The sequence below is a fragment of the Citrobacter sp. GW821-FHT07H02 genome (genome assembly GCF_059418505.1).
The window spans coordinates 1-24,153 of record NZ_JBWKPZ010000016.1; the positions used below are offsets into that span (position 1 = coordinate 1).

General features: G+C 51.8%; 18 protein-coding genes and 1 pseudogene. 11 read left to right on the plus strand and 8 right to left on the minus strand.

The annotated features are described in order from the left end of the window. Window positions 1-81 precede the first annotated feature (81 nt). Window positions 82-588 (plus strand): annotated as a pseudogene (locus tag AC07NP_RS15575) (formate/nitrite transporter family protein); the annotation flags it as partial. Between the two features lie 76 nt (window positions 589-664). Here the strand turns inward: AC07NP_RS15575 and AC07NP_RS15580 are convergent. After that, window positions 665-1,729, minus strand: coding sequence for an AI-2E family transporter (locus AC07NP_RS15580; protein ID WP_203360441.1), 1,065 nt, complete (start codon window positions 1,727-1,729; stop codon window positions 665-667). A gap of 224 nt (window positions 1,730-1,953) precedes the next feature. Here AC07NP_RS15580 and bepA point away from each other — a divergent pair, with 224 nt between their 5' ends. After that, the gene (gene bepA / locus AC07NP_RS15585) at window positions 1,954-3,417 is read left to right on the plus strand and encodes a beta-barrel assembly-enhancing protease (protein WP_494660999.1); all 1,464 of its coding nucleotides are present in this window, start codon (window positions 1,954-1,956) and stop codon (window positions 3,415-3,417) included. 11 nt (window positions 3,418-3,428) lie between these two features. Next, window positions 3,429-3,788 carry an arsenate reductase (glutaredoxin) gene (arsC, locus tag AC07NP_RS15590; RefSeq protein ID WP_494661000.1) on the plus strand — a complete coding sequence of 120 codons (360 nt, stop codon included), beginning with the start codon at window positions 3,429-3,431 and terminating at the stop codon, window positions 3,786-3,788. Here arsC and AC07NP_RS15595 read toward each other — a convergent pair. Continuing rightward, window positions 3,785-4,630 carry a transposase family protein gene (locus tag AC07NP_RS15595; protein ID WP_494661001.1) on the minus strand — a complete coding sequence of 282 codons (846 nt, stop codon included), beginning with the start codon at window positions 4,628-4,630 and terminating at the stop codon, window positions 3,785-3,787. The genes arsC and AC07NP_RS15595 overlap by 4 nt on opposite strands. A 155-nt stretch (window positions 4,631-4,785) precedes the next feature. Here AC07NP_RS15595 and celB point away from each other — a divergent pair, with 155 nt between their 5' ends. The 3 genes from celB to AC07NP_RS15610 are packed head-to-tail and all read left to right on the plus strand — an operon-like array spanning window position 4,786 to window position 8,495. Next, complete coding sequence (celB, locus tag AC07NP_RS15600; RefSeq protein ID WP_494661002.1) at window positions 4,786-6,105, plus strand: PTS cellobiose transporter subunit IIC; 1,320 nt, start codon at window positions 4,786-4,788, stop codon at window positions 6,103-6,105. Window positions 6,106-6,108: 3 nt separating this feature from the next. After that, complete coding sequence (locus AC07NP_RS15605; protein ID WP_494661003.1) at window positions 6,109-7,065, plus strand: glycosylasparaginase; 957 nt, start codon at window positions 6,109-6,111, stop codon at window positions 7,063-7,065. Next, window positions 7,065-8,495 (plus strand): leucyl aminopeptidase family protein, encoded by a 1,431-nt coding sequence (locus tag AC07NP_RS15610; RefSeq protein WP_494661004.1) that lies wholly within the window; start codon window positions 7,065-7,067, stop codon window positions 8,493-8,495. The genes AC07NP_RS15605 and AC07NP_RS15610 overlap by 1 nt, the downstream gene beginning before the upstream one ends. Before the next feature lie 43 nt (window positions 8,496-8,538). Here the strand turns inward: AC07NP_RS15610 and AC07NP_RS15615 are convergent, their stop codons facing one another. The 4 genes from AC07NP_RS15615 to AC07NP_RS15630 all read right to left on the minus strand — a co-directional run bounded on the left by AC07NP_RS15615 (window position 8,539) and on the right by AC07NP_RS15630 (window position 12,979). Continuing rightward, a complete protein-coding gene (locus AC07NP_RS15615) occupies window positions 8,539-9,240 on the minus strand; it encodes a DnaA inactivator Hda (RefSeq protein WP_238929233.1) in 702 nt (233 codons plus the stop codon). 95 nt (window positions 9,241-9,335) lie between these two features. Continuing rightward, window positions 9,336-10,625 (minus strand): uracil permease, encoded by a 1,290-nt coding sequence (gene uraA / locus AC07NP_RS15620; RefSeq protein WP_203360433.1) that lies wholly within the window; start codon window positions 10,623-10,625, stop codon window positions 9,336-9,338. An 86-nt stretch (window positions 10,626-10,711) separates the two neighbouring features. Further along, window positions 10,712-11,338 (minus strand): uracil phosphoribosyltransferase, encoded by a 627-nt coding sequence (gene upp, locus AC07NP_RS15625; RefSeq protein WP_162379081.1) that lies wholly within the window; start codon window positions 11,336-11,338, stop codon window positions 10,712-10,714. A gap of 210 nt (window positions 11,339-11,548) precedes the next feature. After that, window positions 11,549-12,979: a 6-phospho-beta-glucosidase gene (locus tag AC07NP_RS15630; RefSeq protein WP_494661005.1), complete on the minus strand. Its 1,431-nt coding sequence runs from the start codon at window positions 12,977-12,979 to the stop codon at window positions 11,549-11,551. A gap of 286 nt (window positions 12,980-13,265) precedes the next feature. On the opposite strand from AC07NP_RS15630, the gene purM reads away from it, so the two are divergent. The 4 genes from purM (at window position 13,266) to ppx (ending at window position 18,768) form a co-directional block, all read left to right on the plus strand. Beyond that, window positions 13,266-14,303, plus strand: a complete 1,038-nt coding sequence (purM, locus tag AC07NP_RS15635) for a phosphoribosylformylglycinamidine cyclo-ligase (protein ID WP_494661006.1) — start codon at window positions 13,266-13,268, stop codon at window positions 14,301-14,303. Next, window positions 14,303-14,941 carry a phosphoribosylglycinamide formyltransferase gene (gene purN, locus AC07NP_RS15640; protein ID WP_490470877.1) on the plus strand — a complete coding sequence of 213 codons (639 nt, stop codon included), beginning with the start codon at window positions 14,303-14,305 and terminating at the stop codon, window positions 14,939-14,941. Before purM ends, purN begins: the two co-directional genes overlap by 1 nt. 211 nt (window positions 14,942-15,152) lie before the next feature. Beyond that, on the plus strand, window positions 15,153-17,219 hold the full coding sequence (ppk1, locus tag AC07NP_RS15645) for a polyphosphate kinase 1 (protein WP_494661007.1): 2,067 nt from the start codon (window positions 15,153-15,155) through the stop codon (window positions 17,217-17,219). A gap of 4 nt (window positions 17,220-17,223) precedes the next feature. Then, on the plus strand, window positions 17,224-18,768 hold the full coding sequence (ppx, locus tag AC07NP_RS15650; RefSeq protein ID WP_494661008.1) for an exopolyphosphatase: 1,545 nt from the start codon (window positions 17,224-17,226) through the stop codon (window positions 18,766-18,768). Between the two features lie 7 nt (window positions 18,769-18,775). Here the strand turns inward: ppx and AC07NP_RS15655 are convergent, their stop codons facing one another. Further along, window positions 18,776-21,019 carry a bifunctional diguanylate cyclase/phosphodiesterase gene (locus AC07NP_RS15655; RefSeq protein ID WP_494661009.1) on the minus strand — a complete coding sequence of 748 codons (2,244 nt, stop codon included), beginning with the start codon at window positions 21,017-21,019 and terminating at the stop codon, window positions 18,776-18,778. 353 nt (window positions 21,020-21,372) lie between these two features. Between AC07NP_RS15655 and AC07NP_RS15660 the strand changes: the two genes are divergently transcribed. Then, window positions 21,373-21,564 carry a YfgG family protein gene (locus AC07NP_RS15660; RefSeq protein WP_192613055.1) on the plus strand — a complete coding sequence of 64 codons (192 nt, stop codon included), beginning with the start codon at window positions 21,373-21,375 and terminating at the stop codon, window positions 21,562-21,564. Window positions 21,565-21,692: 128 nt separating this feature from the next. Here AC07NP_RS15660 and AC07NP_RS15665 read toward each other — a convergent pair whose 3' ends face one another. Continuing rightward, window positions 21,693-24,137 carry a trimethylamine-N-oxide reductase 2 gene (locus AC07NP_RS15665; RefSeq protein WP_494661010.1) on the minus strand — a complete coding sequence of 815 codons (2,445 nt, stop codon included), beginning with the start codon at window positions 24,135-24,137 and terminating at the stop codon, window positions 21,693-21,695. Window positions 24,138-24,153 lie beyond the last annotated feature (16 nt).

A 24,153-nucleotide genomic window follows, 5' to 3' on the forward strand; every position in this document is an offset into this window, starting at 1 on the left:
GTGGCGGACTCAGCCCGGAACAGTTTGAAAACCAGAACCTCGCTTAGGGCCGTGTCCACATTACGTGGGTAGGATCATATCGTCTATTGCGGTAATTTGGTCGGCGCGCTCTTTTTTGTATGCCTGATTTGGTTTTCCGGGCAGGCGATGAACAGCAACGGTTTGTGGGGGTTAAACGTTTTACAAACCGCCGATCACAAAATGCATCACACCTTTATCGAAGCCGTTTGTCTGGGCACGCTGTGTAATTTAATGGTCTGTCTCGCGGTATGGATAAGTTATTCCGGCCATTCGCTCACCGATAAAATTGCCGCCATGTTATTACCGATCAGCATGTTTGTCGCCAGCGGTTTCGAGCACAGTATTGCTAATATGTTTCTTATCCCTCTGGCTATGCTGATTCGCAATTTTTCGCCGGACGCATTCTGGAATCTTACGCAAACCACCGCGGATAATTTTCCGGCCTTAACAATGAGCAATTTCATTACCGATAATCTGATCCCGGTGACCATCGGCAATATTATCGGTGGTGGTTTGCTGGTCAGCGTGACGTACTGGATCATTTATTTGCGTAAAGATAAACACTAAATATTAACGCAAGTACAGAGAGATGAAGGGTAGCCCAGCGCGCATATCGTCGCCGGGCTATTTTATGGGCTAAAGATTACTCTTCGAGCGTGGTCTGTCCATCTGGCCAGGCGTGAACCACCGCTTTGATTAACGTTGCCAGTGGAATGGCAAAAAAGACGCCCCAGAATCCCCACAGACCGCCAAAAATGACCACCGACAAAATAATCACTAAGGGGTGAAGATTAACGGCTTCAGAGAACAGCACCGGCACCAGCAGATTGCCGTCCAGCGCCTGAATAATCAGGTACACGGCAAAACAGCTCCAGAACTCCGTTCCTAAACCAAACTGGAACAACGCCACCCCCACCACCGGAATCGTCACCACAAATGCGCCGATATAGGGGATCAGCACTGAGAATCCGACCAGGACCGCCAGCAACAATGAGTAGTTCAGGCCAAACAGTAAAAAGCCAAGCCATGTCGCCACGCCAACGACCACCATTTCCAGCACTTTGCCGCGAATATAGTTGGTAATCTGCTGGTTCATCTCTTTCCAGACCTGGCCTGCCAGACCCCGATTTCGCGGCAAAACCCGACGCACGGCATTCAGCATCTGATCTTTATCTTTGATCAGGAAGAAAACCATCAGCGGCACCAGCACCAGATAGACCGCCAGCGTCAACAGCCCCACCAGTGACGCCAGCGAATATTTCACCACCGAATCGCCCATTGAGAGCATTCGGGTGCGCAAATTTTCCGCCATTGCATCAATGATCCCGGCATCCATCAGCGCCGGATAGCGACGCGGCAATGTCGCAGCAAAATCGGAGAGCTTATTCAGCATGCCCGGCATGTCGCGGATTAAATAGATCCCCTGCTGCCACGCCACCGGCATCACCACAAATGCCATCAACAGCAATATGCCGACGAAGAACACCAGCACAATCGAGGTCGCCCATCGCCGGGAACAGCCAATGGCCTCCAGACGCACTGTCGGCCACTCGAGCAGATAAGCCAGCACAAGCGCCACCAGCAGCGGCGCTAAAAGCCCACTAAAAAAGAACAGGATGCTAAAACCAGCCACCAGAATAACCAGCAAAGCAATCGCCTCCGGGTCGCTAAAGCGACGGCGATACCATTGCATCAACATTTCGAGCATAAAAACCCTTCCCTGAACTCAATAGCGGGATTGTGATCCCGAATTGTATCGAAATGTCTCAAAAAAGACTTCGCTTTTTATGGCTGATTCAGGAAACTGAGAAGCGTCCTGGTCCGGGTGTTCATTGACGGGTTTCGCAGTTACACTCCCAATGTCACCGAAGCGGGAACGATATTTCGCAGCATCGGTCAAATGGCTATCTCAAAGAATACAGGACAGAGGTCATGTTCAGGCAGTTTAAAAAAAACCTGGTTGCTACCCTCATCGCTGCGCTGACCCTCGGTCAGATAGCGCCCGCGTTTGCAGATCCAACGGACACACTGCCCGATATGGGGACCTCGGCAGCCAGCACGCTTTCCATCGGTCAGGAAATGCAGATGGGCGATTATTATGTTCGCCAGCTGCGAGGCAGCGCGCCGCTGATTAACGATCCGCTGCTGGTACAGTACATCAATACCCTCGGGATGCGCCTGGTCTCTCATGCCGACTCGGTGAAAACTCCCTTCCATTTCTTTTTGATTAATAACGACGAAATAAACGCCTTTGCCTTCTTCGGCGGCAACGTCGTTCTGCATTCTGCGCTTTTTCGCTATTCCGACAACGAAAGCCAACTGGCCTCCGTTATGGCGCACGAAATCTCTCACGTGACCCAGCGTCACCTGGCGCGTGCGATGGAAGATCAACAGCGTAGCGCCCCGCTCACCTGGGTTGGCGCGTTAGGCTCAATATTACTGGCGATGGCCAGCCCGCAGGCGGGTATGGCGGCGCTCACCGGGACTCTGGCAGGTACGCGCCAGGGGATGATCAGCTTCACGCAGCAAAACGAGCAGGAAGCCGATCGTATCGGTATTCAGGTTCTGCAACGTTCGGGCTTCGATCCCCAGGCGATGCCGACGTTCCTGGAAAAACTGCTCGATCAGGCACGTTACTCCACCCGACCGCCTGAAATTTTGCTCACCCACCCCTTGCCGGAAAGCCGTCTCGCGGACGCCCGTAACCGTGCGAACCAGATGCGACCAAACGTAGTGCAATCTTCAGAAGACTTTTATCTGGCGAAAGCGCGTACGCTGGGGATGTACAATTCAGGGCGCAACCAGTTAACCAGCGACCTGTTGGATGAATGGAGCAAAGGCAACGTTCGTCAGCAACGCGCTGCGCAATACGGCAAAGCGTTACAGGCGATGGAAGCCAATAAATATGACGAGGCGCGTAAAACGCTGCAGCCATTGCTGAGCGCAGAGCCGAACAATGCGTGGTATCTCGACCTGGCAACCGATATCGATCTCGGTCAGAAGAAACCCAACGACGCCATTAACCGGCTGAAAAGCGCCCGCGATCTGCGCGTTAACCCCGTCCTGCAACTCAACCTGGCCAATGCCTTGTTGCAGGGAGGACAAGCGAAAGAGGCCGCAACCATACTCAATCGCTATACCTTCAATAATAAAGATGACAGCAACGGCTGGGACCTGCTGGCGCAGGTGGAAGCGGCGATAAATAACCGCGATCAAGAACTGGCTGCGCGTGCTGAAGTGTATGCACTGTCGGGACGTCTGGATCAGGCGATCACCATGCTCAGCAACGCAAGCTCTCAGGTCAAACTGGGGAGTCAGCAGCAGGCGCGTTACGATGCCCGCATCGACCAGTTGCGCCAGCTACAGCAGCGCTTCAAGCCGTATGAAAAGATGTAAAAGGAGAACTCATGTCTGACACGGTAAAAATCTACCATAATCCTCGCTGCTCGAAGAGCCGCGAGACGCTTAGCCTGCTGAAATCAAACGGCGTCGAGCCGGAAGTGGTGCTCTATCTGGAAAGCCCCGCTGATGCCGCTACCCTGCGTGAACTGTTACGGATGTTGGGAATGTCCAGCGCACGTGAGCTCATGCGCCAGAAAGAAGATCTATATGCTTCGCTCAACCTGGCAGACAGCCAGTTGAGCGAAGCGGCGCTGATTCAGGCAATGGTAGAGAACCCGAAACTGATGGAACGCCCGATTGTGGTTGCCAACGGCCAGGCGCGTATCGGTCGCCCGCCAGAACAGGTACTGGACATCGTCCGCTAATCCTCATGCCGCAGCGCTTCAAGAAAAGCCTGCGGCGTCTTATCGCCCAATTTTTTTTGCGCCCGCCCTGCGTTATAAAAATCGCATATCTGAATCAGTAACTGACTGGCAGATTCTGTTTGCAATCGCGGAATTATCGTCATTAACGGAACAGTCACCTGCGCCCTGACGGGTGAACCTGGATTGATTTTGTGCTCAATTCCACGCAGCTTTAGCACGCTTCTCACGCTGGCGTTGTCAGCTTCAAAAAGAAAAGTCTCAATAGATTGTATATCAGCAGGACATTCACTCAGTAATTCTTCCAGCCAGTTCACCACGCGCTGCGGTGAGATCCCGGCATACAGTCTGGCAAAACACCATCCGCTTAACGGTTCACGCGCCCACAGCAAATGATGCTCGCCGCCATCGTCCATATGCAATGACAGCAGAAGGTGATGCACCTCCAGGTGATGTGGCAACAGCCCCGCTTTTAACGCTTTTTTCCCTTGTAACGGCGCGTCCCGGTGTTTAGGTGCCACCGGTTTTAAATACCGGTTCAGCGTCGCACGGGAGACCGGTATCCCCAACACGTCATTCACCAGCAACAGCAGTTCATCCAGTGGCGCGCCCGACAAATCACGCAATGCATTGACCAGAGACACCTGTTCTTGTCTCATCACTTTGTGTATCACAGCGGGCGTCGTTTTTTTGTCTAAAACCTCCTCGCGGCAACGCCAGCGCCTCACGGTAGTCACCGATATGCCAAGCTCAGCGGCGAGTTCTCTGTCACTTTTATCCGAATTCTGGAGATAACGGCGAATACGGGGTGTGGTCGTGGCATTGGCGTGTAATTTGATTTCCATCGTAAGAATTTCCGCATTTACGTAACTAATCATGTGAGATTTATAGTAATACAGCGATTACATTGTGACCTGATTCACCTTTCAGCCGCCATGCTTCACTGATAATCCGCAGACATAACACACATCACGTCACTTGATCTTGTACGGAGTTCACAATGAACAATGTTCTGGGATTTCTTGAAGCGAAACTGATGCCCATCGCAGCAAAAACGGCGCAGCAGCGTCATTTAGGTGCGATTCGCGGCGCATACGTCTCGTTCATGCCATTTATTATCGTCGGTTCTATCCTGCTGGTGATCTCGTCGTTTCCCAATGAGGGCTATCAGCATTTCATGTCCAGCACCTTTGGCGAAAACTGGGGCAACATCGTTGAGATCCCGTTTAATGCCGTTTTCTCTACCATGTCGCTGTTTATCTGTTTTCTGGTCGGCTTCCGACTGGCCGAATATTATGGTGATGACCGTCTCTCCTGCGGGATTCTGTCGCTGGTCAGTTTTCTTATCCTCACCCCGTTTATGAAAGTCGCTGAAAACGGCGGGATTACGGTAATGCCGGTTGAGTGGATCGGCAGCAAAGGGTTGTTCGTGGCCATGATTGGCTCGCTGCTCTGGACAGAGCTGTTCTGCTGGCTGAAACGTAAAAAGCTGGTGATCAAAATGCCCGATGGCGTGCCGCCAGCCGTGCAGGAGTCCTTCGCCGCGCTGATTCCGGCATTGCTGGTGATGATTCTGGTGCTCGCCATTCGTATTCTCTTCCAGAACACCCATTACCAGACAATTCATCAGTTTATTTACGAAGTCGTCGCCACCCCAGTACGCCATTTCGGCACCTCTTACATTGGCGCACTGCTGACGGTATTTAGCATTACCATTTTGTGGTCAGTGGGGATCAACTCTGGTTCGATGGTCAACGGCATCATTCGTCCGTCATGGATGGAAAATCAGACCGATAACATCGCCGCGATTCAGGCGGGCATCACGCCACCGCACATTATCACCGAACAGTTTTTTGACATGATCTGGATGGGTGGCGCAGGCGCGACGCTGTCGCTGGTTATCGCCATGTTGATTTTCGCCCGAAGCAAAAACATGCGGGAAGTGGCCCGACTGGGCGCGGGCGCATCACTGTTCAATATCAATGAACCGATTCTGTTTGGTCTGCCGGTGATCATGAACCCGATCATGCTGATTCCATTCAATCTGGTACCGCTGGTGCTGGTGACTATCCAGTATGCGGCCATGAAAATCGGCATGGTGGCGGTGACGACCGGGGTATTTATCCCCTGGACGCTGCCACCGGTCATCAGCGGCTTTATCGTTACCGGGCATATCAGCGGTAGCATCATGCAGCTTATCAACCTGCTGATTGGCGCCATGCTGTATCTGCCTTTCCTGCGTATTCTGGACAAGCAATACCGGGCTGCAGAAATCGCCTCTCTTACGCAAACCGAAGCCACGCTGGCTAAACAGGAGTAAACCATGTGGGGAATTATCGCCACCTGGCGAATGGCGCTTGAAGGCGTCACGGAATCTGCCTCTGCGCTGGCGACGGGGAAACGCGCGGCCCCAGCTGTCGTCGACGCCGTTGCCACCGTTGAAGACTTTCCGCTTTACAAATCCGTCGGCTACGGTGGTTTGCCCACTGAAAATGGCGATGTCGAACTGGACGCTGCCTTTATGGATGGCGACACGCTGGCGTTTGGCGCGGTGGGCAATCTGATTGATATCGCCAATCCGGTGCGGGTGGCCCACGCATTAAGCCGCCAGCGCTATAACAATTTGCTGGTGGGTCAGGGAGCTCGCGAGTGGGCGCTGAATCAGGGATTTGCGAGCAAAACCATGCTGACTGACCGCGCTATGCAACATTATCGCAAGCGCTGTCGCGAAACGCTGGATAAAGGTCTGAGCCCCTATGACGGCCACGATACGGTCGGAATTATCGGGCTTGATAAACACGGTTCAATGAGCGTCGCGACCTCCACCAGCGGCCTGTTTATGAAAAAACGCGGACGTATTGGCGACTCGCCAATCATGGGTTCCGGTTTCTATTGCGACAGCGAGACAGGCGCGGCGACCGCAACAGGCGTCGGCGAAGACCTGATGAAAGGCTGCGTCAGTTATGAAATCGTGCGCCGCATGGCGCAGGGGATGACGCCGCAACACGCCGCCGATTCCGTGGTGTTCGAACTGGAAGACAAGCTGATGTCGCGCTTTGGCCGCGTAGGCGATCTCTCCGTTGTTTGTATGAACAATAAAGGTGAGTTTGGCGCCGCCACCAATATTAAAACCTTTTCATTCACGGTGGCCTCCGCCCACCATCCGCTTACCGTTTATCGCGCCGAGCGCCAACGTGAAAAGACGCATTATCAGCCTGTCGATGAAGAATGGATGCAGGCCTACGCTGCGCGAATTCGTGCCCCGATAGAGGAAGAATAATGATTACCTTTCAGTTAATTCATTCACTCACAGAGACGCAACAGGAAAGCCATCTTATTGCACGCGCATCCTGCCCGCAGCTGCCCGATACCCCGCTCATCAACGAAATGCGCCAGCAGGATAAAACGGCCGATACGTGTTTCGGTTGCGCCCCGTTCGCACGTATTACGCTACTCCCCGAAGCCTTCTGGCACGATCCGCTGACCGAAAGTTTGCTGATCGCGTTGCGTCCGGTGCTGGCAGAGCCTGTCAGTTCCCGTGTGGTCATTGATGTGACGGACATCAATGACACCGTCCTGATGCAGTTATTGCGTTTTTTGTTCAATCAGGCGCACCGGCTCAGCGATTTACAGCTCAAAAAGACCGATCAAACGTCAGTGCGAGTTTGCCATATAGATGCACTCTGTCTGCCCGCGCAGCAAAAAAGATTAGAGACGCTATTTCGCCAACAGCAGGCGATTGCCAATGGCATGCTTGCCGCTCGCCGCCTGGCAGATATTCCATCAGACCGCTGTACGCCGCAGTTCGTGGTGGCAGAAGCGCAAAGGCAGTGCTCCGCATTCCCTGCCCTTCGCTGCGAAGTACTTGATGAAAAACAAATTATTGAGCAACGTCTGGGTCTGCTGTATGCCGTGGGTAAAGGCGCGACCTGCCCGCCTCGTTTGCTTGCCATTCACTACGATGGCATCACCGAGGGTCCGGTACGCTGCTATGTGGGAAAAGGTATTACGTTTGATACCGGCGGCCTGTGGCTGAAAGAAGGCGCGGGTATGTACACCATGAAGTACGACATGTGCGGCGCAGCCAATGTGCTGGGGTTGCTGCTGACGGTTGCAGAGTTACATTTACCGGTTCGCATTATGGGCGTGCTGGCGTTGGCTGAAAACGCCATCGGCCCTGACGCCATGCAGCCGGGTAGCGTGGCGCGCGCCTGCAACGGTCTGACGGTGGAAATCAATAATACGGATGCAGAAGGAAGACTGGTGCTGGCAGACGCGATTGCCTGGGCCAGCCAGCGACATCCACAGGCCAGGTATCTTATTGATATGGCAACCTTAACCGGTGCGGTAGTGAAAGCGCTGGGCTATGAACTGAACGGACTCATGACTCAGGATGAACCTTTGCGTCAGGCGCTAAACGTAGCCGGAAAACAGTGCGGAGATGAAGTCTGGTCGCTACCGCTTGATGCGCGGTTGAAAAAACAGACCGAAAGCGCCATTGCCGATCTGTGCAATACGCCCGGCAATAACGCGGCGATCAGCGCTTCCGCCGCCTGGTTGCTACACCACTTTTGCCCGCCGACAATTCCCTGGGCGCATCTGGATATTAGCGGTACGGCGCTATGGCGGGAAAACGGGAAGAGTGTTGCCTCAGGCAGGCCGATTCCCCTGCTGGTAGAACATCTCCTGGAGGATATGCGACAGGCGTGAGTCTATGAATAGCCGGGTAAGGTAGAACCGCCGCCCGGCAAAATTACAACGTGAGGATCTCTTTTACGAAGGGGATCGTAAGTTTACGTTGTGCGGTAATAGAGGCATGATCGAGCTGATCCAGCGTATCAAAGAGCGTACGCATTTCTCGGTCCAGTCGTTTCAGCAGGAAACGCCCCACATCTTCCGGCAGTTCGAAACCACGCAATCTTGCCCGCAGCTGTAAAGCCTGAAGTTTATCTTCATCGGAGAGCGGCTGAAGTTTATAGATTTGCCCCCAGTCCAGGCGAGAGGCCAGATCGGGCAGCCCGAGGTTTAACTGGCGCGGTGGGCGATCGCCGGTGATCAGTAAACGGGTTTTCCCCGACTCCAGGATACGGTTGTAGAGATCAAAGATCGCCATCTCCCACAGTTCGTCTCCCGCTACGCATTCAATATTATCAATGCATACCAGCGACAAATGTTCCATTCCGTCGAGCACTTCCGGCACAAACCAGGTACGTTTATCCAGCGGGACATAACCGACCGCATCGCCACGCTGCGACAACTCGGCGCACGCGGCATGCAGCAGATGGCTTCTGCCCGCACCTTCGCGCGACCAGAGATAAATATATCCGCTATGTTCCTGACGTAGCACGTTTTGCAGCGCGGCCAGTAAAGAGGCGTTATCCCCCGGCCAGAAACTTGCAAACGTTTCATCGTCAGGAAGATAAAGTGGCAGAGAGAGCTGTGCCGGTGTGTTCAGAGATACCTCAACCCAGGATTTCACAAAATCGCAGTGAGTTTACCACAGAATTCCGTCGCGATAGAACCGGGCAGCGTCGCTGCCCGGACAGAGAGTTAGTGTTGAGGACGATCCGCATCCTGCGCATCCAGTACGACTTCTTCCGGACGCAACAGCGAGATCACTTTGAAAATCAGGCTCAGGCCAATCCCGACAATGGTCGCCAGCGCCATACCTTTCAGTTCTGCCGCGCCAATGTGCACCTTCGCGCCGCTGACACCGATGATCAGAATGACCGAGGTCAGGATCAGGTTTTGCGCTTTGTTGTAATCCACTTTTGATTCGATCAATACGCGGATACCCGATGCGCCGATCACCCCGTACAGCAGCAGCGACACGCCGCCCATCACCGGCAGTGGGATGATCTGAATGGCGGCAGCCAGTTTACCTACACATGAAAGCAGAATCGCAATAATGGCTGCGCCGCCGATAACCCAGGTACTGTACACACGCGTAATCGCCATCACGCCGATGTTCTCACCGTAGGTGGTGTTTGGCGTGGAGCCAAAGAACCCGGAGATGACGGTCGACAGGCCGTTTGCAAACATTGAGCGGTGCAACCCCGGATCGCGGATCAGATCTTTCTTCACGATATTCGCCGTGACCACCAGGTGACCCACGTGTTCCGCAATAACCACCAGCGCTGCGGGCAGAATCGTCAGAATGGCGAACCACTCAAAACGCGGAGTATAAAAGGTCGGCAGCGCAAACCAGTGTGCCTGTGCAATCGGCGTGGTATCCACAACGCCCATCACAAACGACAGCGCATAGCCCGCCAGCACGCCGATCAGAATCGGGATGATCGCCATAAAGCCACGGAACAGCACTGAACCGAATACCGTTACCGCCAGGGTGACCATAGAAATGATGATGGTTTTCGAGTCCGGCGTTTGGCCTTCGGCAGGCAGTAATCCCGCCATCCCTGCAGCAACACCCGCCAGCTCCAGACCGATGACGGCAACGATTGCGCCCATCGCCGCAGGCGGGAACATCACATCCAGCCAGCCGGTCCCCGCTTTCTTCACAATCACTGATACCAGGCAGAACAGGACGCCGCACATAATAAAGCCGCCTAACGCGACTTCATATCCCAGAGGCAGCAACAGCAGAACCGGAGAGATAAAGGCAAAGCTTGAACCTAAATAGGCAGGAATTTTACCTTTACAAATAAAGAGGTACAGCAAGGTGCCAATGCCGTTAAACAGCAGGACAGTGGCCGGGTTGATATGAAACAGGACTGGCACCAGCACGGTTGCGCCAAACATGGCAAACAAATGCTGCAAACTAAGCGGGATAGTCTGTAAAAGCGGCGGTCTTTCACTCACCCCGATAGCACGGCGCGTCATAGTGTTTTCCTCTGAGTGTTGTATGTTATTGGTGTTTTATTCAAAAAAAAGCCGACTCTAAAAGTCGGCTCTTTTTATTTTTTCGTTTACTTCGTACCAAAAATCTTATCGCCGGCATCGCCGAGGCCCGGAATAATGTATCCGTGCTCGTTGAGTCCCTGGTCAATCGACGCCGTGTACAGCTCGATGTCCGGGTGCGCTTTTTCCAGCGCTGCGATACCTTCCGGCGCCGCAACCAGCACCAGCACCTTGATGCTGGAGCAGCCCGCTTTCTTCAGCAGGTCGATGGTGGCGATAACGGAACCGCCAGTTGCCAGCATCGGGTCAACGATCAGCGCCATACGCTCGTCGATGTTAGAAACCAGTTTCTGGAAGTACGGTACTGGCTCCAGCGTCTCTTCGTCACGGTACATGCCCACAACGCTGATACGCGCGCTCGGGACGTTTTCCAGTACGCCGTCCATCATGCCCAGACCTGCGCGCAGGATCGGCACAACGGTAATTTTCTTGCCTTTGATCTGGTCAATTTCTACCGGGCCGTTCCAGCCTTCGATAGTCACTTTTTCTGTTTCCAGACCCGCAGTGGCTTCATAAGTCAGCAGGCTGCCAACTTCGGAGGCGAGTTCACGGAAGCGTTTAGTGCTGATGTCATGCTCGCGCATCAGGCCCAGCTTGTGTTTGACGAGTGGGTGTTTCACTTCCACAATCTTCATTCTCTTTCTCCTTTGAATAGGGCAGCCACAAAAAAAATCGACGGATTATACCGCCATTCTTTTAGTGGGCAACATTTATTTACTTGATGTTGATCAAGCATAGGAGGGGTTGGCGTGAATAGAGCAAATATTCGACAGACGAATATCTCAGCGCTGGGCATAAACGAAAAGGGATAGCGGCCAACCAGGGCTGACCGCTATTTGCGCGGATTACAGTTTTTCACCATTAGACGCAATCACCTGCTGATACCAGGCAAATGATTTCTTTGGATGGCGTGCTAACGTCCCGCTACCGTCATTATTTTTATCGACATAGATGAAGCCGTAGCGTTTTTTCATTTCGCCCGTCCCCGCAGAAACTAAATCAATGCAGCCCCACGGGGTGTAACCCATCAGATCGACACCATCTTCTACCACCGCTTTTTTCATTTCACGGATGTGCGCGGCCATATAATCGATGCGGTATTGATCGTCTACAGAGCCGTCGGCCTGCTGGACATCAATCGCGCCAAAGCCGTTTTCGACGATAAACAGCGGTAGCTGATAGTGATCCCAGAACCAGTTGAGCGAATAGCGCAGCCCCACCGGGTCAATCTGCCAACCCCAGTCGGACTTCTGCACATACGGGTTAGAGACCAGGCTGGTGCTTTCGTCGTAGTCCAGTTGCGGGTTATCCGCCGTAGCTTTGGTGGCGAACGACATATAGTAGCTGAACCCGATATAGTCGACGCAGCCCTGCATCAGCGCCTGTTTATCGTCTTCGGTGATATCCAGCGTAAAACCACGACGCGCAAAGTAGTTCAGCAGATGCTGCGGATATTTCCCCCGCACGTGTACATCGGTGAACCAGTAGCGGCGATGCATGGCGTTCATCGCCATCATCATGTCGTTCGGCGCACAGGTCAGCGGATAGATTGGGCACATGGCGATCATGCAGCCGATTTGCAGTGACGGGTTAATTTCACGCCCCGCTTTTACCGCCAGCGCGCTGGCCACCAGTTCATAATGCGCCGCCTGAAACATCACGGGCTCGCGGTCTTCACCCGGCAGGTATTTCAGGCCGGAGTTGGTGAAGGGCGCAAAGTCTTCGTGGAAGTTGGCCTGGTTGTTGATTTCATTGAACGTCATCCAGTACTTCACTTTGTGCTGGTAGCGTTTGAAAACCACCTGCGCAAAACGGACAAAGAAGTCGATCAGTTTACGGTTGCGCCAGCCGCCGTATTCCGTCACCAGATGATACGGCATCTCGAAATGCGACAGCGTAATAACAGGTTCAATGCCGTGTTTCAGACATTCATCAAAGAGGCAGTCATAAAATTGCAGGCCTGCTTCATTCGGCTGGGATTCGTCGCCCAACGGAAAAATACGCGTCCACGCGATGGAGGTGCGGAAACATTTAAATCCCATTTCAGCAAAGAGCGAGATGTCATCTTTGTAGCGGTGATAGAAATCGATGGCTTCGTGATTGGGGTAATTCTTACCGGGAATGACGCCGGGGGTGATCTCTCTGGGAATACCATGCGCGCCGGCGGTCATGACATCCGCCACGCTGACGCCCTTTCCCCCTTCCTGCCAGCCGCCTTCTAACTGGTGAGCCGCCACTGCGCCTCCCCACATGAAATTCGCTTTAAATCCAGACATACGCTTCCCTCATTCGTCGCAATTTGCTGTCCGCAGTCTCAGGCCACACTCACAGAAACCGGTTTCATTACGATACTGTGCATTTATCAGGCGGGTTTCAAGAACGAGAATGAAACCGGGTTCATTTTCGTGGCGCAGTTCAAATAACCCGAATTTCGAGAGCGAAATGTTGAAAAAATCAGCAGTTCTATGCCGATGCAAAGCAGGCTCGCAAACGTTTGCTTTCCCTGTTAGAATTGCGCCGAATTTAATTTTCACCGCAAGTAAACGCGTGGGGACCCAAGCAGTGACCGATAAAACCTCTCTTAGCTATAAAGATGCCGGTGTTGATATCGACGCGGGTAATGCTCTGGTTGATCGAATCAAAGGCGTAGTGAAGAAAACCCGTCGTCCCGAAGTGATGGGTGGTCTGGGTGGCTTCGGCGCGCTGTGCGCATTGCCGCAAAAATATCGTGAGCCTGTACTGGTTTCCGGCACTGATGGCGTAGGGACAAAACTGCGTCTGGCAATGGATTTAAAACGTCACGACACCATTGGTATCGATCTCGTGGCGATGTGCGTTAACGATCTGGTCGTTCAGGGTGCAGAACCGCTGTTTTTCCTGGATTACTATGCCACCGGCAAACTGGATGTCGACACCGCCTCCAGTGTGATCAGCGGTATTGCCGAGGGTTGTCTGCAGTCTGGCTGCGCGTTGGTCGGCGGAGAAACCGCTGAAATGCCGGGCATGTATCACGGCGAAGATTACGACGTGGCCGGGTTCTGCGTTGGTGTGGTCGAAAAATCAGAAATTATCGACGGCTCGAAAGTGGCTGATGGCGATGTGCTGATAGCGCTGGGTTCCAGCGGCCCGCACTCCAACGGTTACTCTCTGGTGCGTAAAATCATCGACGTCAGCGGTTGCGACCCTGAAATAACAGAACTCGAAGGCAAACCGTTAGCCGATCATCTGCTGGCGCCAACGCGTATCTATGTGAAGTCAATCCTGGAGCTGATTGAACAGGTTGATGTACACGCCATCGCGCACCTGACGGGCGGCGGTTTCTGGGAGAACATCCCGCGCGTTCTGCCCGACAACACACAGGCAGTGATTGACGAATCTTCCTGGCAGTGGCCGGCCGTCTTTGAGTGGCTGAAAACCGCAGGTAATGTCAGTCAGCATGAAATGTATCGCACCTTCAACTGCGGCGTCGGGATGGTGATTGCCCTGCCGGAAGCGGAAGTCGATAACGCGCTCACGCTGCTGAAGGCCAAAGGTGAAAAGGCGTGGAAAATCGGTATCATCAAAGCCTCTGATTCCGAACAGCGTGTGGTTATTGAATGATGAATATTGTGGTGCTTATTTCCGGTAACGGAAGCAATTTGCAGGCAATTATCGACGCCTGCAAAGAGCAGAAAATTAAAGGCACCCTCAGGGCAGTATTCAGTAACAAGGCCGACGCGTTCGGCCTTGAACGTGCCCGGGAAGCAGGCATTCCAGCGCATGCGCTGACCGCCAGTCAATTTGCCAACCGTGAAGCGTTCGATCGCGAACTGATGCGGGAAATTGATGCTTATGCCCCCGATGTGGTGGTACTGGCAGGCTATATGCGAATCCTCAGTCCGGCGTTTGTCGCGCACTACGAAGGGCGTTTGCTCAATATTCACCCGTCCCTGTTGCCAAAGTACCCTGGCCTGCATACGCATCGTCAGGCGCTGGAAAACGGCGACGAAGAGCACGGCACTTCTGTGCATTTTGTTACTGATGAACTGGATGGCGGCCCGGTCATTCTCCAGGCTAAAATTCCGGTTTTTGAAGGCGATAGCGAGGATGACATCACCGCACGCGTTCAGGTGCAGGAGCATGCAATTTACCCGTTAGTGGTTAGCTGGTTTGTCGATGGGCGTCTTGAAATGCGCGAAAACGCAGCATGGCTTGACGGCATCAAACTCTCTCCTCAGGGATACGCATCAGACGAGTAACGTCTCTCTGTTCCCCGTTAGTAACCACTGACGGGGAACGGCTCCATTATCTCTTGTTCGTCTCCCCATCCTTTTCGCAAAAATGCGTCAGTTGCTCACATGCCACAGACGGTTTATTGTCATACTCTTCTGGCGCAGTTGGACATCTGACACTAATGCTCGCCATAATAACCCGGCAGTGTCCCGTGATTGAAACGGAGTAAAAGTTGTAATGGGTCAGGAAAAGCTATACATCGAGAAAGAACTGAGCTGGTTAGCGTTCAATGAACGCGTACTCCAGGAAGCAGCGGATAAATCAAACCCGCTGATTGAACGGATGCGTTTTTTAGGCATCTATTCCAATAATCTTGACGAATTCTACAAAGTCCGCTTTGCCGAATTAAAGCGTCGCATCATTATTAGTGAAGAACAGGGTTCAAATTCTCATTCTCGTCACCTGTTAGGCAAAATCCAGTCCCGCGTATTGAAAGCCGATCAAGAATTTGACGGTCTGTACAACGAATTACTGCTGGAGATGGCGCGTAATCAAATTTTCCTGATTAACGAACGCCAACTGTCGGTAAACCAGCAAGACTGGTTGCGCCACTACTTTAAACACTATCTTCGCCAACACATTACGCCGATTTTAATCAACCGGGAGACGGATTTAGTTCAGTTTCTGAAGGACGATTACACCTATCTGGCGGTGGAGATTATTCGCGGAGATACCATCCGCTACGCGCTACTGGAAATTCCTTCCGACAAGGTTCCTCGTTTTGTGAATCTGCCGCCGGAAGCGCCACGTCGTCGCAAACCGATGATTTTGCTGGATAACATTCTGCGCTACTGCCTCGACGATATCTTCAAAGGGTTCTTTGATTACGATGCCCTCAATGCGTATTCCATGAAGATGACCCGTGACGCCGAATACGATTTGGTGCACGAAATGGAATCCAGTCTGATGGAGTTGATGTCCTCCAGCCTGAAGCAACGTCTGACAGCAGAGCCGGTTCGTTTTGTCTATCAACGTGATATGCCTAATGCGCTGGTGGAAGTTCTGCGCGAAAAACTGACCATTTCCCGCTATGACTCGATTGTTCCCGGCGGGCGTTACCATAATTTCAAAGACTTTATTAATTTCCCCAATGTGGGCAAAGCCAACCTGGTGAATAAACCGCTACCGCGGCAGCGCCATATCTGGTTCGATAAAGAAAAGTTCCGCAATGGCTTTGACGCCATTCGTGAGCAAGATGTGCTGCTCTATTATCCATACCATACCTTTGAGCATGTGCTGGAACTGCTGCGTCAGGCCTCTTTTGATCCGAGTGTTCTGGCGATAAAAATTAATATTTATCGCGTGGCGAAAGACTCGCGCATTATTGACGCGATGATTCACGCCGCCCATAACGGTAAAAAAGTGACCGTGGTTGTGGAATTGCAGGCCCGTTTCGATGAGGAAGCCAATATTCACTGGGCTAAACGTCTGACCGAGGCTGGCGTCCATGTGATCTTCTCTGCGCCGGGGCTGAAAATCCACGCCAAGCTGTTCCTCATCTCGCGTAAAGAAGGCGATGACGTGGTGCGTTACGCACACATCGGCACCGGGAACTTCAACGAAAAAACAGCGCGTCTGTATACCGACTATTCATTACTGACTGCGGATGCGAGGATCACCAACGAAGTGCGTCGGGTGTTCAATTTTATCGAGAACCCCTATCGTCCGGTGACATTCGATTACCTGCTGGTTTCGCCGCAAAACTCCCGTCGCCTGCTGTATGAGATGATCGACCGGGAAATTTCTAATGCACAACAGGGATTACCGTCGGGCATCACACTGAAACTCAATAACCTGGTCGATAAAGGGCTGGTTGACAGACTGTATGCCGCATCCGGTTCCGGCGTGCAGATTAACCTGCTGATCCGCGGTATGTGTTCGCTGATCCCCAATCTGGAAGGTATCAGCGACAATATTCGGGTGATCAGCATCGTGGATCGCTACCTTGAGCACGACCGGGTCTATATTTTCGAGAATGGCGGCGATAAGCGGGTGTATCTCTCCTCCGCCGACTGGATGACGCGCAACATCGATTATCGAATTGAAGTTGCCACGCCGTTGCTTGACCCTCGCCTCAAACAGCGAGTCCTTGATATTATAGACATTCTGTTTAGCGACACGGTTAAAGCCCGTTATATCGATAAAGAACTGAGTAATCGCTATGTACCGCGCGGAAATCGCCGTAAAGTGCAGTCACAATTGGCGATCTATGACTACATCAAATCACTTGAGCAACCAGACTAACGCTATGCCAATACATGACAGGACACCCCGACCGCAGGAGTTTGCTGCGGTCGACCTCGGTTCAAACAGTTTCCATATGGTCATTGCGCGCGTTGTGGATGGCGCGATGCAAATTATCGGTCGGCTGAAACAGCGTGTCCATCTGGCCGATGGTCTCGGTGAAGACGGCAGGCTAAGTGAAGAATCGATGGAACGCGGTTTAAGCTGCTTATCCTTGTTTGCTGAACGCCTGCAAGGTTTCGCGCCGTCGAGCGTCTGTATTGTCGGGACCCATACGTTACGTCAGGCACTGAATGCCACTGATTTTCTAAAGCGTGCGGAAAAGGTCATCCCCTACCCGATTGAAATCATTTCCGGTAACGAAGAAGCCCGTCTGATTTTCATGGGCGTGGAACACACGCAACCGGAAAAAGGCCGCAAGCTGGTTATCGATATTGGTGGCGGTTCAACAGAACTGGTCATTGGCGAGAACTTCGAACCGAAACTGGTTGAAAGCCGTCGTATGGGTTGCGTCAGCTTTGCGCAGCTCTACTTCCGGGGCGGTGTGATTAACGAGGAGAACTTCCAGCGTGCGCGGATGGCGGCAGCGCAAAAACTGGAAACGTTGACCTGGCAGTTCCGTATCCAGGGCTGGAACGTTGCACTGGGCGCTTCCGGCACCATAAAAGCGGCACACGAAGTGCTGCTGGAAATGGGCGAGAAAGATGGTTTTATTACGCCTGAGCGTCTGGATAAGTTGAAAGCTGAAGTTCTTAAACATCGCTCATTCGACGCGCTCAGTCTTCCGGGTCTTTCGGAAGAACGCAAAGCCGTTTTTGTACCGGGTCTGGCGATCTTGTGCGGTGTATTTGACGCGCTGGCCATTCGTGAACTGCGTCTTTCCGATGGCGCGCTGCGTGAAGGTGTCTTGTATGAAATGGAAGGCCGATTCCGTCATCAGGACGTGCGCAGCCGTACCGCCAGTAGCCTGGCAAACCAGTACAATATCGACAGCGAACAGGCAAGACGGGTGCTGGACACCACGATGCAGATGTATGATCAGTGGCAGTCGCAGCAACCTAAACTGGTGAACCTGCAACTGGAAGCTTTGCTCAAATGGGCGGCGATGCTGCATGAAGTTGGGCTGAACATCAACCATAGCGGTCTGCACCGCCATTCCGCCTATATTCTTCAACACAGCGATCTGCCCGGTTTTAACCAGGAACAGCAAATGATGATGGCGACTTTAGTTCGTTACCATCGTAAAGGCGTAAAACTGGATGATTTGCCCCGGTTTACACTGTTTAAGAAGAAGCAGTTTCTGCCGCTCATCCAGCTGTTGCGCCTCGGCGTCCTGCTGAACAATCAGCGTCAGGCAACGACTACGCCACCAACGCTAACGCTGATAACCCACGACAGTCACTGGATTTTACGTTTCCCGCACGACTGGTTCAGCCAGAACGCGCTGGTTTTGCTCGATCTGGAAAGAGAACAGCAATACTGGGAAGCCGTAACCGGCTGGCGTCTGACCATTGAAGAAGAAGAAAGCTCGCCCGATATTGCGGCATGATCCTCATTCAGGCGCCGGAGGACTCCGGCGCTTGTTTCTCCAACGTATCTTCCAGTCGCTGCGGCTCCCCTATCAGATAACCCTGCAGGTAATCGATACCCAGCGAGATCACCGCGTTGCGTATCTCTTCACTTTCTACGTGCTCAGCCACCACCAACATCTTTTTCATGCGCGCCAGATGGCAAATGGAAGCCACAATCTGATAGTCGAGGCTGTTCGAGACGATATTGCGAATAAAACTGCCGTCAATTTTGAGAATATTTGCGTTCACGTTTTTCAGACGCGCATAGCTGGCATACCCGGTACCAAAATCATCAATAGCAATCTGACAGCCCAGTTGCTGTAATTGCGACAGGGTCGTTTGCGCATGCTCGGCATCGGCAAGTGCATTACTCTCCGTAACCTCAAATATCAGCTGCCAGGCTTCAACCTGATAATGAGTCAGCAGCTTACTCACCTCAATGGGGAAACGGGCACGACACACTGATGTCGGCGACAGATTGATGGCAAAACGCCGGGCAGGCATTTTTTGCCGATTCACCGCCATAAACTGCAATGTATGTTCGATAACCCAGAGATCGATACTGGAAGACAAACCAAATTCATGAGCGACAGGCAGAAAAATATCGGGATTAATCATCCCGCCGTTCTGGTCTTTAAGCCGCAGCAGAATTTCATGATAGACATCACCGCGAACGCCCTGAATAGGTTGAGCCATCAGACAAAAGCGATCGTACTCCAGCGCCCGTTGCAGAAGATTCATCATCGCCACTTTGTCTTTCAGTCCGCGCTGCAAATTCATGGCGCCGCGACGTTGTAGATTCTCCGGCGTATTTGTCACGATCGAAAGTTCGGCAACGGTACTTAATTCACCCAGTAACAGATAGATATGGTTAACAGGCGAGCGGACATAGCAGTAACTGACCCCAATCTGCGGCTGCATTGGCATTCCATCCCATGCAAATCGAAATTGCTTTATATGGTTATCCAGTGCTTCTATCCGCTGCTGGTGGGATTCGGTATTCAGACGCAGCACCAAATCGTTGCCGGACAGTTGAAACACATACTCATCTTGCGCCAGCAAGGGGGAGATCCAGTGGGATAGTTGTTGCTTGTATTGAATGCGCAACATAATCCCATAATTTTTAATGAGTAATTCCATTCCTGGCACACGCAAATAGCAGAGGGCAGACCAGGGTGCGCTTTTGAGAGCCCGATTCAGAGCGCGTAAATTGGGAAGATGCACAACAGGATCAAGGTAAGCGAGACGGCGAGCACGGCTACTGACAATCCTCTGGCGCGTCGCCAGGATCGCCATATAATTCACAATAAATGAAAAAACCAGATAGCTCGAAGAGGTAATAGCCAGTTGGGTATCGTATCCGGAATACAACGGCATATAACGGTGATAATAATTTATCGATACTATGAGTATGATCGCCCATAACGGCGAAATAAATTTATAACCGTAGCGCATTGCCCCCCATAACATAACGGGTAACAGGAGTGACAACGTATAGTTTGTGCTAAGTATTGAGCTATCTTCATTTAAAGGCATGCATAACAAAACCATCAGCATACCCAATACTATCAGCCAGATAGCTATTTCTTTTTTCGTTACTTTCGCATCAATTTGTAGTTTAAGCTGCGAAAAATAACCATATAAATAACAAGGATTTCGAATAATTCGAATGATCAAATAGCACAGCGGAACCCCGACAAGATTTCCGACCAGTAGCGCCTGATAATCAATCAATGCGTTAATATTGAAAGGCATGACTCCCATCAGATGGGGTTTGCTATCATACATTCCTACAAAGGCGGCAAATTGAAATATGACTAAAAACAGCGATGCCGGGAAAACTACCTGCCAGAACATTCGCTGAAAGACTAATCGCACATCGCCATGATAGACATGCCCACGCCGCGGGGCGAACACATGATACCCTCCCCAACTGAGCACTACCGTTACCACAAAGTGAATGATAATGGGCAGCGTCTCATACCATCCTACCTGCGAAAATTTATACCAGAAGATGGCAATTGCAATTCCGGGTAACGCCGCCCAGCCGAAAAATAGCATCAGGCTTAACATTAATGCCAAAGGCAGATAAAACAGCACGACATTACCTGTTGCAGTACTTGCAAAGGTATTGGTATTGCTCAATATGGGTAATAACAAAGAGGGCAAGACAAGAGGCAGTGCCCACCATTTATCTCTGATACGAATATATAATTTCTTAAGGCTCATAGATGCTCAGCAGAACCTCCGTTTCCTGAAGGCTTTATTCAGACAGGCATCCCACCTGACGTCAGAACAATGATGAAAAACTCATCACAATTGTGGAGCATAGATTTTAGTTATCGTCAGCGTGTAACATTTGACTTATGTCAAATAACTCACTTATCACTAATTAATTATTCCTTTATTTCTGCTGTTTTATCATTAAGTTATTATTTATTTAAATATTAAATTTATTTCTCATAACATTAAAAGATAAATTGACTGACGTAATTTTACATAATGAAGAATTGACCATCGCCCCACAGTGTGCCTTAATGTCATTATCGCCCACGCGTTGGGCCCACCCTAAGGAACCTTTTGTGAGTCAGGCAACCAGTATGCGAAAACGACATCGATTTAACACTCGCATGACACGTATCGTACTGCTTATCAGTTTTCTCTTCTTTTTTGGACGTTTCGTCTACTCTTCTATTGGCGCCTGGCATCATCATCAGGATAAAAAAGAATCACAACAATCAACCCTGACGACTGAAACGCCATCACAGTCATAATCTGTTCGCGACTAAAAACTCCCCACATCGTTGTAATTTAATATATTTTTATTCAACCCTGGCATTGGGCAGTAAAAACGGGAGTACGCAGACTCCCGTTTTGTTCAGATAAACTGACAATGCACCGTTTACAAAGTGACAATCGCAGGCTCGTCAAACGCGGTCAGTTTTGGCGCTTCGCCGGTGAATTTTTCTGCGTAGACCAGTGACGTATTACCCGCGCAGCCGTTCGCCAGTCGGGAAGTCGGAATATCCGCAGTCAGTACGTTAGCGCCGCCATTTTTACAGATCCCATTCTCCAGGTCCGGCCAGGCCCCTTCATGAATGCAGATAATCCCGGGTTTGATTCCATCACTGACGCGCGCACCCACCAGCACTTGTCCGCGACCGTTCCATACCCGAACCAAATCACCATCGGATATACCGCGAGCCTTCGCATCATCCGGGTGAATTGTCACTGGCTCACGATTAGCAATGGCGTACTCTTTACGCAGTGAAGCGTAATTCAGCTGACTGTGCAGACGATGCGCAGGATGCGCGGTCAGCAACTGCAGCTGATCCTTATCCGCTGAGCCTTTCCACTCATCTGGTTCTAGCCATGAAGCATGCGGCGGACAATCTTTGTAGTGATATCCTTCAATCGTTTTCGAGTAGAGCTCAATCTTTCCACTTGGTGTGCCAAGTGCATTCATCACCGGGTCGCTGCGGAAATCAGCATAGCGCACATACTTGTTATTCTTCTCGTTCTCGCGCATCTCGATCAATTTATTCTGTTGCCAGAAGGTATTGAACTGAGGCATCGCCACACGCTGCGTACGCGCGGCCTTTTGCGCAGCGTCGTAGAATTGCTTCAGCCACGCCATTTCATCTTTGCCTTCGGTATAGACAGCTTTACCGCCCGCTTTGAGCATCTCCGCCAAATCGGCAAACACATCAAAGTCATTGCGCGCTTCAAATTGAGGTTCAATAACCTGCTTCATTGGCACCAGATGCTGGTTACTGTAATCCCCGGTCATGGTGAGATCGTTACGTTCAAACGATGTGGTAATCGGCAGAACAATATCAGCGTGTTTGGCTGCCGCAGTCCAGTAGCACTCAGAAATGACGACCAGCTCCGGTTTCTGCCACGCTTTAATTAAGCGGTTCGTATCCTGGTGGTGCGTAAAGTTCCCACCACCTGCCCACCAGATCATTTTGATATTCGGGAAGGTTTGTTCTTTACCATTATGCTGATATTTTCCATCCGGGTTTTCGAGCGCTTCAACAATTCGTGCGACAGGAAGGCTCGTCACCGCGTCGGAGACCGCCCAGTCATTGCCTGCAGAGGAGCCGCCTTCAATCTTCGCTGAAATTGCAGGTAATACCCCACCCGTACGCGTCGGGTTACCACCGTTAGAATAATGGTAGGAGAAACCAAAGCCGCCCCCTTCCGTGCCGATTTGCCCCAACATGGCAGCCAGTGTCACCAGCATCCAGTGTTTTTGCTCGCCATACTGCTGACGCTGAATGCCCCAACCCGCCATGAGCATGGTTTTATTACCGGAGAAGATTTCCGCCAGTTTCTCGATTTGCTCTGCAGGTACACCGCATACGCCCGCGGCCCACTGCGCGGTTTTCTCTGTTTTATCGCTTTTACCCAGCAGGTACTCTTCAAACTGTGGATAACCGGTCGTGTATTTCTCCAGGAAGGCCTTATCATGCAGACCCTTTTTCACCAGCGTATGTGCAATGCCCAGCATCATCGCAACATCAGTCCCCATGTGCGGCGCAATCCAGGTGGCATTATCACCAAAAAATTCAATGGTTTCAGATCGCATTGGGTCAATAGCAATCACGCTCTTCCCGGATTTTTTGAGCAAATTAAAGTACTCAAGTCCCTGCTCGTCAGTGCTACTCCAGGCAATTTTTAATGTATTGAGCGGATTCATCCCCCACAGCACCACAACCTGGCTGTGTTCAAGAATCATCGGCCACGTTGTCTGCTGTTCGTAGACTTCCACCGATCCGACGACATAAGGCAGGATCACTTGCGCCGCACCGGTAGAATAATCACCGGAATGACCTGCGTAGCCCCCCGCCATGCTCATGTAACGTTGCAACAGGGTTTGTGCTTTGTGCAGCACACCGCTGGAACGCCAGCCATAAGAACCCGCAAACACCGAGGCAGGGCCATAGCTGCTACGGATCCGGCTGTGCTGCTCATGGATAAGTTTAAGCGCCTGCTCCCAACTCACACGGACAAAAGGATCGCTTCCCCGTTTACCATCGGCCTTTCCTGGATTTTCCAGATAGCTTTTACGCACCATCGGGTATTTTATACGCGCGCTGGTATGAACCTGATCAGGGGCTGTCTGTTGCAATGAGTTAGGAATTGTTTTTTGTAATGCCCCTTTCGAAGAGACAACCTTCCCGTCTTTGACTTCGACATAAACAGCCCCCCAGCGCGCCGCTGTCAGAACTGCGCCGCCTCCCGGTCCTGCTGCCCAGGCGGGCATCGGGATCATTGAAGAAATCGCCATAGTCCCGGTTGCCGCGCCAGCCGTTTTGATAAAGTCACGTCTTGTGAGTTTCATGATTTCTCCTGGAGTT

Bases quoted from the DNA above. Each gene is read 5' to 3' on its own strand.
- AC07NP_RS15580 (WP_203360441.1), bottom strand. From the start codon at position 1,729: ATGCTCGAAATGTTGATGCAATGGTATCGCCGTCGCTTTAGCGACCCG.
- bepA (WP_494660999.1), top strand. From the start codon at position 1,954: ATGTTCAGGCAGTTTAAAAAAAACCTGGTTGCTACCCTCATCGCTGCG.
- arsC (WP_494661000.1), top strand. From the start codon at position 3,429: ATGTCTGACACGGTAAAAATCTACCATAATCCTCGCTGCTCGAAGAGC.
- AC07NP_RS15595 (WP_494661001.1), bottom strand. From the start codon at position 4,630: ATGGAAATCAAATTACACGCCAATGCCACGACCACACCCCGTATTCGC.
- celB (WP_494661002.1), top strand. From the start codon at position 4,786: ATGAACAATGTTCTGGGATTTCTTGAAGCGAAACTGATGCCCATCGCA.
- AC07NP_RS15605 (WP_494661003.1), top strand. From the start codon at position 6,109: ATGTGGGGAATTATCGCCACCTGGCGAATGGCGCTTGAAGGCGTCACG.
- AC07NP_RS15610 (WP_494661004.1), top strand. From the start codon at position 7,065: ATGATTACCTTTCAGTTAATTCATTCACTCACAGAGACGCAACAGGAA.
- uraA (WP_203360433.1), bottom strand. From the start codon at position 10,625: ATGACGCGCCGTGCTATCGGGGTGAGTGAAAGACCGCCGCTTTTACAG.
- upp (WP_162379081.1), bottom strand. From the start codon at position 11,338: ATGAAGATTGTGGAAGTGAAACACCCACTCGTCAAACACAAGCTGGGC.
- AC07NP_RS15630 (WP_494661005.1), bottom strand. From the start codon at position 12,979: ATGTCTGGATTTAAAGCGAATTTCATGTGGGGAGGCGCAGTGGCGGCT.
- purN (WP_490470877.1), top strand. From the start codon at position 14,303: ATGAATATTGTGGTGCTTATTTCCGGTAACGGAAGCAATTTGCAGGCA.
- ppk1 (WP_494661007.1), top strand. From the start codon at position 15,153: ATGGGTCAGGAAAAGCTATACATCGAGAAAGAACTGAGCTGGTTAGCG.
- ppx (WP_494661008.1), top strand. From the start codon at position 17,224: ATGCCAATACATGACAGGACACCCCGACCGCAGGAGTTTGCTGCGGTC.
- AC07NP_RS15655 (WP_494661009.1), bottom strand. From the start codon at position 21,019: ATGAGCCTTAAGAAATTATATATTCGTATCAGAGATAAATGGTGGGCA.
- AC07NP_RS15665 (WP_494661010.1), bottom strand. From the start codon at position 24,137: ATGAAACTCACAAGACGTGACTTTATCAAAACGGCTGGCGCGGCAACC.